The sequence below is a fragment of the Flavobacterium sp. genome (assembly GCF_035456085.1).
In the GTDB taxonomy this organism is placed as follows: domain Bacteria; phylum Bacteroidota; class Bacteroidia; order Flavobacteriales; family Flavobacteriaceae; genus Flavobacterium.
The window spans coordinates 26,419-32,937 of record NZ_DATIDY010000209.1; the positions used below are offsets into that span (position 1 = coordinate 26,419).

At 31.5% G+C, this 6,519-nt stretch carries 8 protein-coding genes; 2 read left to right on the forward strand and 6 right to left on the reverse strand.

The annotated features are described in order from the left end of the window. Nucleotides 1-239 precede the first annotated feature (239 nt). The gene (locus VLC96_RS15940; protein WP_325264503.1) at nucleotides 240-1,142 is read left to right on the forward strand and encodes a DUF8428 domain-containing protein; all 903 of its coding nucleotides are present in this window, start codon (nucleotides 240-242) and stop codon (nucleotides 1,140-1,142) included. 74 nt (nucleotides 1,143-1,216) lie between these two features. Here VLC96_RS15940 and rluF read toward each other — a convergent pair whose 3' ends face one another. The 3 genes from rluF to VLC96_RS15955 are packed head-to-tail and all read right to left on the reverse strand — an operon-like array spanning nucleotide 1,217 to nucleotide 3,598. Further along, nucleotides 1,217-2,029 carry a 23S rRNA pseudouridine(2604) synthase RluF gene (gene rluF, locus VLC96_RS15945; protein ID WP_325264504.1) on the reverse strand — a complete coding sequence of 271 codons (813 nt, stop codon included), beginning with the start codon at nucleotides 2,027-2,029 and terminating at the stop codon, nucleotides 1,217-1,219. Between the two features lie 51 nt (nucleotides 2,030-2,080). Continuing rightward, a complete protein-coding gene (locus VLC96_RS15950; protein WP_325264506.1) occupies nucleotides 2,081-2,428 on the reverse strand; it encodes an antibiotic biosynthesis monooxygenase family protein in 348 nt (115 codons plus the stop codon). 18 nt (nucleotides 2,429-2,446) lie between these two features. Beyond that, complete coding sequence (locus VLC96_RS15955; RefSeq protein WP_325264508.1) at nucleotides 2,447-3,598, reverse strand: cytochrome P450; 1,152 nt, start codon at nucleotides 3,596-3,598, stop codon at nucleotides 2,447-2,449. A gap of 75 nt (nucleotides 3,599-3,673) precedes the next feature. Between VLC96_RS15955 and VLC96_RS15960 the strand changes: the two genes are divergently transcribed. After that, nucleotides 3,674-4,351, forward strand: a complete 678-nt coding sequence (locus VLC96_RS15960; protein ID WP_325264510.1) for an ArsR/SmtB family transcription factor — start codon at nucleotides 3,674-3,676, stop codon at nucleotides 4,349-4,351. 8 nt (nucleotides 4,352-4,359) lie between these two features. Here VLC96_RS15960 and VLC96_RS15965 read toward each other — a convergent pair whose 3' ends face one another. The 3 genes from VLC96_RS15965 to VLC96_RS15975 all read right to left on the reverse strand — a co-directional run. Continuing rightward, nucleotides 4,360-5,220: an alpha/beta fold hydrolase gene (locus VLC96_RS15965; protein WP_325264512.1), complete on the reverse strand. Its 861-nt coding sequence runs from the start codon at nucleotides 5,218-5,220 to the stop codon at nucleotides 4,360-4,362. A 47-nt stretch (nucleotides 5,221-5,267) separates the two neighbouring features. Then, nucleotides 5,268-6,047: a zinc ribbon domain-containing protein gene (locus VLC96_RS15970; RefSeq protein ID WP_325264514.1), complete on the reverse strand. Its 780-nt coding sequence runs from the start codon at nucleotides 6,045-6,047 to the stop codon at nucleotides 5,268-5,270. A gap of 3 nt (nucleotides 6,048-6,050) precedes the next feature. Beyond that, the coding region (locus VLC96_RS15975; protein ID WP_325264516.1) for a Nif3-like dinuclear metal center hexameric protein at nucleotides 6,051-6,519 on the reverse strand (469 nt) is incomplete at its 5' end.

Below are 6,519 nucleotides of genomic sequence, written 5' to 3' on the forward strand. Positions count from 1 at the left end.
TTCACAAAGATTATAATAAAAAATTTGAATTATTTTTTTTTAAGGTTAGCTTGTTGCTACTCAGTGATTTATATTTAATATTATGTAGATAATTTAAAGAATGCTCTTAATTTTTCTGTTTTTATAGCATAAAATTCATGTTTTATGTCATTTGTATAATTATAATGTTAAAAAAATATTTATTTTTGTTTCGAAGAAAATAAAATATTACCACACCAAATTCTATAAATACCACTAAATTGAAAGCCCCAAGAAAATCCCCTCGTTCAAAAATTGTACTAGTTTCAGTTTCTATTTTAACTCTTTTATCATCTGGAATTTTGTATTACATCAATCGTGAAGAAAACAAGTCGGTACGAATTACCGCTACAGCTTCAGATCAAAAAAAAATAAACAAAAATGAGCTCGAAAAAATGGCTATTCTCAATGAGCTAAATGGTTTGAAGAAAAGTTACGACGCAATCATTTTGGAAAACAAAACAATATCGATTGAGTTTCTCCAAGAGCGAGATAAAGTAATGGAATTAATGGCTGATTTGGAGTCTGTTAAAGGTGATCAGAATACTTTAATTACTTATAGAAATCAAGTTAATTCTTTACACGACAAACTAAAAAAAGTTGCTGTAGAAAATGAGCAATTAAAAAAGCAAAATACAATAATAAAAAAGCAAAGAGACATTGCTGAAGTTGTTTTGAAAGAATCTCAAAAACAAAGTGAAATCCTAAAACAAGATTTAGTAAATACAGTTGAAAAATCTTCAAAATTGTCGGTTTCAGGAACAACTGTTATAGCTTATAAGTTAAAAACCTCAGGCGAACTCACGATAACTGATAGAGCTAACAAGGTTGATGGTATCAATATTAGCTTTGTTATAACTAAAAACGAGATGGCAAAACCAATTGATAAAGTTTATTATATTCAAGTGGTAAATAGCGAAAATACAGTTTTGGGAGATATAAATGAAGGTGTTCATCAATACAAATCCCTAACTTATAGTTTGGCATCAAATGTGAGTTATCAGAAAAAAACGATTCATGTTTCTGAAAATTTATTAGGAAACAAATTTTCAAAAGGAACCTATTATGTGAATGTCTACGACAAAGAAGAATTGGTAGATGAGTCTTATTTCATACTGAAATAACTTGATACGATCGGTTTACGTAAACAATAATAAAAAAATGCCAAGAGAGTCATTTCCTGGCATTTTTTTTATTTCTAAAAATTTCCTCTTTTTTTAAATCTTGGATCATCTCTTCTGATGAATTCGGTTTTGCGTTTGGGAGCTTCTTGTTTTGGTAAACTAGCCTCTTCTGTTTTGCTCGAAGGCTCAATTAACTGATTCAATTCTTTTATTTCCGCATCGGTCAAATCTCGGTAACGACCAACAGGAACGTCTAGTGAGATATTAATAATTCGAATGCGTTTCAAGGCAGTAACTTCATAACCTAAATATTCGCACATTCTTCGAATTTGACGATTCAGTCCTTGCGTCAATATAATTTTGAAAATGTATTTACTAATTTGTTCTACCTTACATTTGCGGGTAACGGTGTCCAAAATTGGAACTCCATTTGCCATGCGCTCAATAAAACGGTCAGTAATTGGTTTGTTTACTGTTACAGTGTATTCTTTTTCGTGATTGTTTCTGGCACGCAAAATTTTATTGACAATATCACCGTCATTAGTCATGAAAATTAAACCTTCACTGGCTTTGTCCAAACGTCCAATAGGGAATATACGTTTTGGGTAATTAATGTAATCAACAATATTGTTTCGAACTTCAAGATTGGTTGTACATTCTATTCCTACGGGTTTATAGAAAGCAAGGTAAATTGGTTTTTCAGTTTTCTCACGAATTAGTTTTCCGTCAATACGTACTTCGTCATTTGGTGAAACTTTGGTTCCCAATTCAGGTACGGCATCATTAATTGTTACTCGTCCTTCTTCTATATATTTATCGGCTTCACGGCGGGAACAAAAGCCTGTTTCTGCAATGAATTTATTAAGACGTTTTAAATTTTCTTCCATACTGCAAAAATAGTCAAAATTTAGACTTTATGGATTGTTATGCTTCTTAGATTATTTCTGATGAAATTTAAAACTGTCTTTTGGTGCTTCTTTTCGATCAAACATTCCATAATCTCGACTTACATTGGCAATTCGTAAATGATAGTCTTTAAATATTTCATTTCTGCCTTTACCTTGGGCTAATCGGTGTATCTCTAGAGTTCTCCATTGCTGAATACTTTCTTCATCTCTCCAAAATGATAAAGACAAAACCTTTTCAGGATTACTAAAACTCTGAAATCTTTCAATAGAAATAAAACCATCTATTTTGTCTAATTCAGGGCGTAATTGTGCTGCAATATCAAGATATTCTTGTTTTTTTCCTTCGTTTGGAATGACTTCAAAAATTACTGCTATCATAATTGATTATGTTTAAAATTATAAAACTGAAATCCAAATTGCTTTTGGCAATCTTGCATTTATCATAGGTTCGTATTCAATTTGATTCTCTAAAACTGAAACATTGTAATTCCTTAGTAAATAATACAAAGTATCAGTTGCAAGATTTACCGAAAAATGTTTTGCTAGGCACATATGTCCACCTTTTCCAAATGTCAAATGTTCTTGATTATTATCCCTGTCAATATCAAAATTCATCGGATTTTCGAATTGTTTGGGGTCACGATTTGCCGCAGCAAGGACAATCAAAATTGGATCATTCTTTCTGATTGTAACTCTATTTAATCGAATATCAGCAATTGCAATTCTTCTGGTATTATGAATTGGCGGATCAAATCGTAAAGTTTCAGTAACCATTTTTTGAATCCAAATTTTATCAAATTCATTCTTATAAAAATTTTTACTGGAAAGAATTTGTAATAACGAATTACTCAAAAGTCCTCTTGTAGCATCATAACTCTGAATAAACAACCCCATTAAATTACAAACGCAATTTGAAATCGTTTCTTCTGAGGAAATACTGTAAGAGGTTGAAATCTTATTTGCTATTATCTCAAATACAGGATGCTCAGCAATATGTTTTTTTGTTATTAAATAAATTTCTTCGGAAACATTATTAATTAATTCGACATCTTCAATTGTTTTAAAAGGCTGCATTATTTTTACAAGTAGACTTATTTTGTTTGAAATTAAAAGAGAATCTTTTTCATCGAAATCGAAACCTTTCAAAATAGTCAATATTGGTAATTTTTTGCAAACCAAATCTACCCAATTTATGTGATTTAGATTAGATTCGTTTATAAGTAATTCTTTCAAAATGGTATCTGTTTCAATAGATTTCATGTATGAAAAAAGAATTACAGCAGTCTCTTTTGCTATTTCGTGATGAATCCCATTTGATAATCGGGCAAGATTATTGATGATTTCTGAAGCATATTTGTTAAGATTGTTATTTGGAAAAAGTGTTGGAATATGGACATTTATGTTGTTTAATAATTCAATACAATGTTCATAAGAATAAATAGCCCATATTCTGTTTGTTTCATCCCAAAATAATGGATTTTCCTCAATCTTTTTTTGATAAAAAGAGTAAGGATTCTTGACTTCAGATTGTAAAAATAAAGACATCATAATATTTTTTTTAGCAAAGTTATTTAACTTTACTAGTCAATACTTCAGTATAAACTTAACTATGCTTACTGTAAAATGGAAGATCAATTTGTAAAAATAGCATCATTAATTGGCGATCCAACGCGTGCAATTATAATGTGGACATTGCTTGATGGAAAAGCTTTTACAGCTACAGAACTTGCAATTTCTGCTAATACTTCGCCACAAAACATGAGTATGCATTTGGCTAAGCTTTTAGAGGCTAATTTACTTTGTGTAGAAAAACAAGGCAGACACAAATATTATAAGTTTTCAAATAAAGAAACAGCTTACGCGATTGAGGCGATGGCGAGTTTAATCCCGCCTGTTGTTTCTCCAAAAAAAGATTTAGATAAACATTCACCAATAAAATATTGTCGAACTTGTTATGATCATTTGGCCGGAAAAATTGGCGTTGCTGTTACTGAAAGTCTGCTTTCCCAAAACATTATTCTAGGTTTGAATAATAAATTCGAAGTAAGTTCTGATGGAATAAATTGGTTTTCAAATTTTGGAATTGACTTGGAAGAACTGAAAAAACAAAGGCGTCTATTCGTGAAGCCTTGTTTAGATTGGAGTGAAAGAAAAAATCATATAGCAGGCTCACTCGGAGCTTCATTGTTAGATAAAATGATTACTGATGATTGGTTAAGAAAAATTGAAAATTCAAGAGCGATTCAAATTACAGGCAAAGGACAAAAAGAGTTGTTGAAACACTTCAATATTGTTGTTTGATATTTGATTTATTTGTTTTGTTCGTCAAACAAAAAATCAATTACTTTTTGGTACAATTCATCATCATGCATGCCATGACCGAGACCGTTAGTTTCGATAAACTGACTGTTTTTCCATTTGCTGGCTATTTTTTTTCCTTCTTCAAATGCTACAACTTTATCTGAAATATCATGGGCGATTAATCCGGGAACATTAATATTTGAAGCAAATTTTTTCCCTGAGAAATCTTCAACTTTAAAATTAAAATTAGTCAAAAAACGATTTTCTAAAAGTGAAGATATCTTGGAATTTAAACTCAGCATTGAAACATAATTATCCATCAAAGTTTTTAAATCTGAAGGAGCTCCTAAAATCACCATTTTATTGATGCTCGTATTGGGGAACAAATATTGATGATACACACAGGCTGCACCTCCGATAGAATGTCCAATAATAATTGTTGGCTGATATTTTTCTACTGCTTTATTGATAAATTGGGCGTAAAGCGGAACATTAAATTCCTTACCGCTACTTTGTCCATGAGCTGGCGCATCAATTGCAATAATAGTGCTTCCGGATTTCTGTAAATGTGGTAATGTTTTTTTCCAACGAGCCGAATTGCTTTCCCATCCGTGAACAAGTAAAATTTTGGTTTCATTTCCTTTCCAAATGTAAGTCTGAAAATGATGTTCGTTGTGATGAAAAGTTTCTGTTTCGGTGTTTTGTAAAACTTTTGGTAAGCTACTTTTATTGAGTCTCCCAATTCGAGGCTGACTAAAAAGTGCATACGAAAGCGCCACAGCTTTTTGTGGACGAACATAACTTAAAAAGTTAATGTATTGCCCAACGGTCTTTACGGTTATAAATCGGATGTGTTTTTTTAGGCTCAAAATAAGGGGGATAAAAAAAGCCTCGAAGTTCGAGGCTTAGTTATTTTTTAGAACTTAGAAAATAATTGTTGCATTTTCTCTCTTTCTTCTTCAGCCAGAACACTGTCGACTAAGATTCTTCCAGAGTGCTCATCAATTAAGATTTTCTTTCTTGCAGCAATTTCAACTTGTGTTTGTGGTGGAATTGTAAAGAAAGATCCTGCTGATGCTCCTCTTTCGATAGAAACTACCGCAAGTCCGTTACGAACACTGCTTCTGATTCTTTTGTAAGCTATCAATAAACGTTCTTCGATTAATGCTTCAAATTCTGCAGATTTCTCAGTTAAGAAAGTTTCTTCTTTTTGAGTTTCAGACATGATAGCATCCAATTCTGATTTTTTATGTTTTAGGTGAGATAATTTAGACTCTAATTTTTCTTTAGAAGAATTAATTACCTCTTTTTTATGCTCAATAGAAGCTTTCATTTCTTTGATTTGCTTTTCAGCTAATTGAATTTCTAATTCCTGAAATTCAACTTCTTTAGTCAAAGAGTTGAATTCGCGGTTATTGCGAACGCTTTCTTGTTGTTTAGTGTATTTTTTGACAGCTTCTTTGTGTTCGTCAATTGCATTTTTTTTGTCTTTGATAAGGTTTTCGATTACATCGAGTTCCCCTTTCAATTTTTCTGAACGAGCGTTTAAACCAGCAACTTCATCTTCTAAATCTTCTACTTCTAGAGGAAGTTCCCCTCTAACGTTTCTGATTTCGTCAATTCTAGAGTCAATTAATTGTAAATCATAAATTGCTCTTAACTTGTCCTCAACACTTAATTCTTTCGTATTCGCCATATTTTATAAGTACTTAACTGGATTTGTATTTTCTTCCGATAAAATGATTGCAAAATTAGGAATTTTTTTTCTAAGATAATCAACAATATACTGTTTTGTATATCGTTCGCTTTCAAAATGTCCTATATCGGCTAATAAAAGTTGATTTTCGGCTTCGTAATATTGATGGTATTTCAAGTCTGAGGTTAAATATGCATCAGCTCCAGCTTGAATTGCATTAGGTATTGCAAAACTACCTGATCCTCCTAAAACCGCAACTTTCTTTATTTTTTTTCCTGTAAAAGCAGAGTGACGAATTCCTCCGGCTTTCATTTTGTCTTTGGCATAAAGTAAAAAGTCTTTTTCATCCATTGGTTCTTCCAATTCTCCAATCATTCCCAAACCAATATGATTAAAAGTATTTTTCATATTGTAGATTTCGGTCGCTACTTCTTCATAAATATGATTTTCACGAAGTGCTTTGATGATTCCG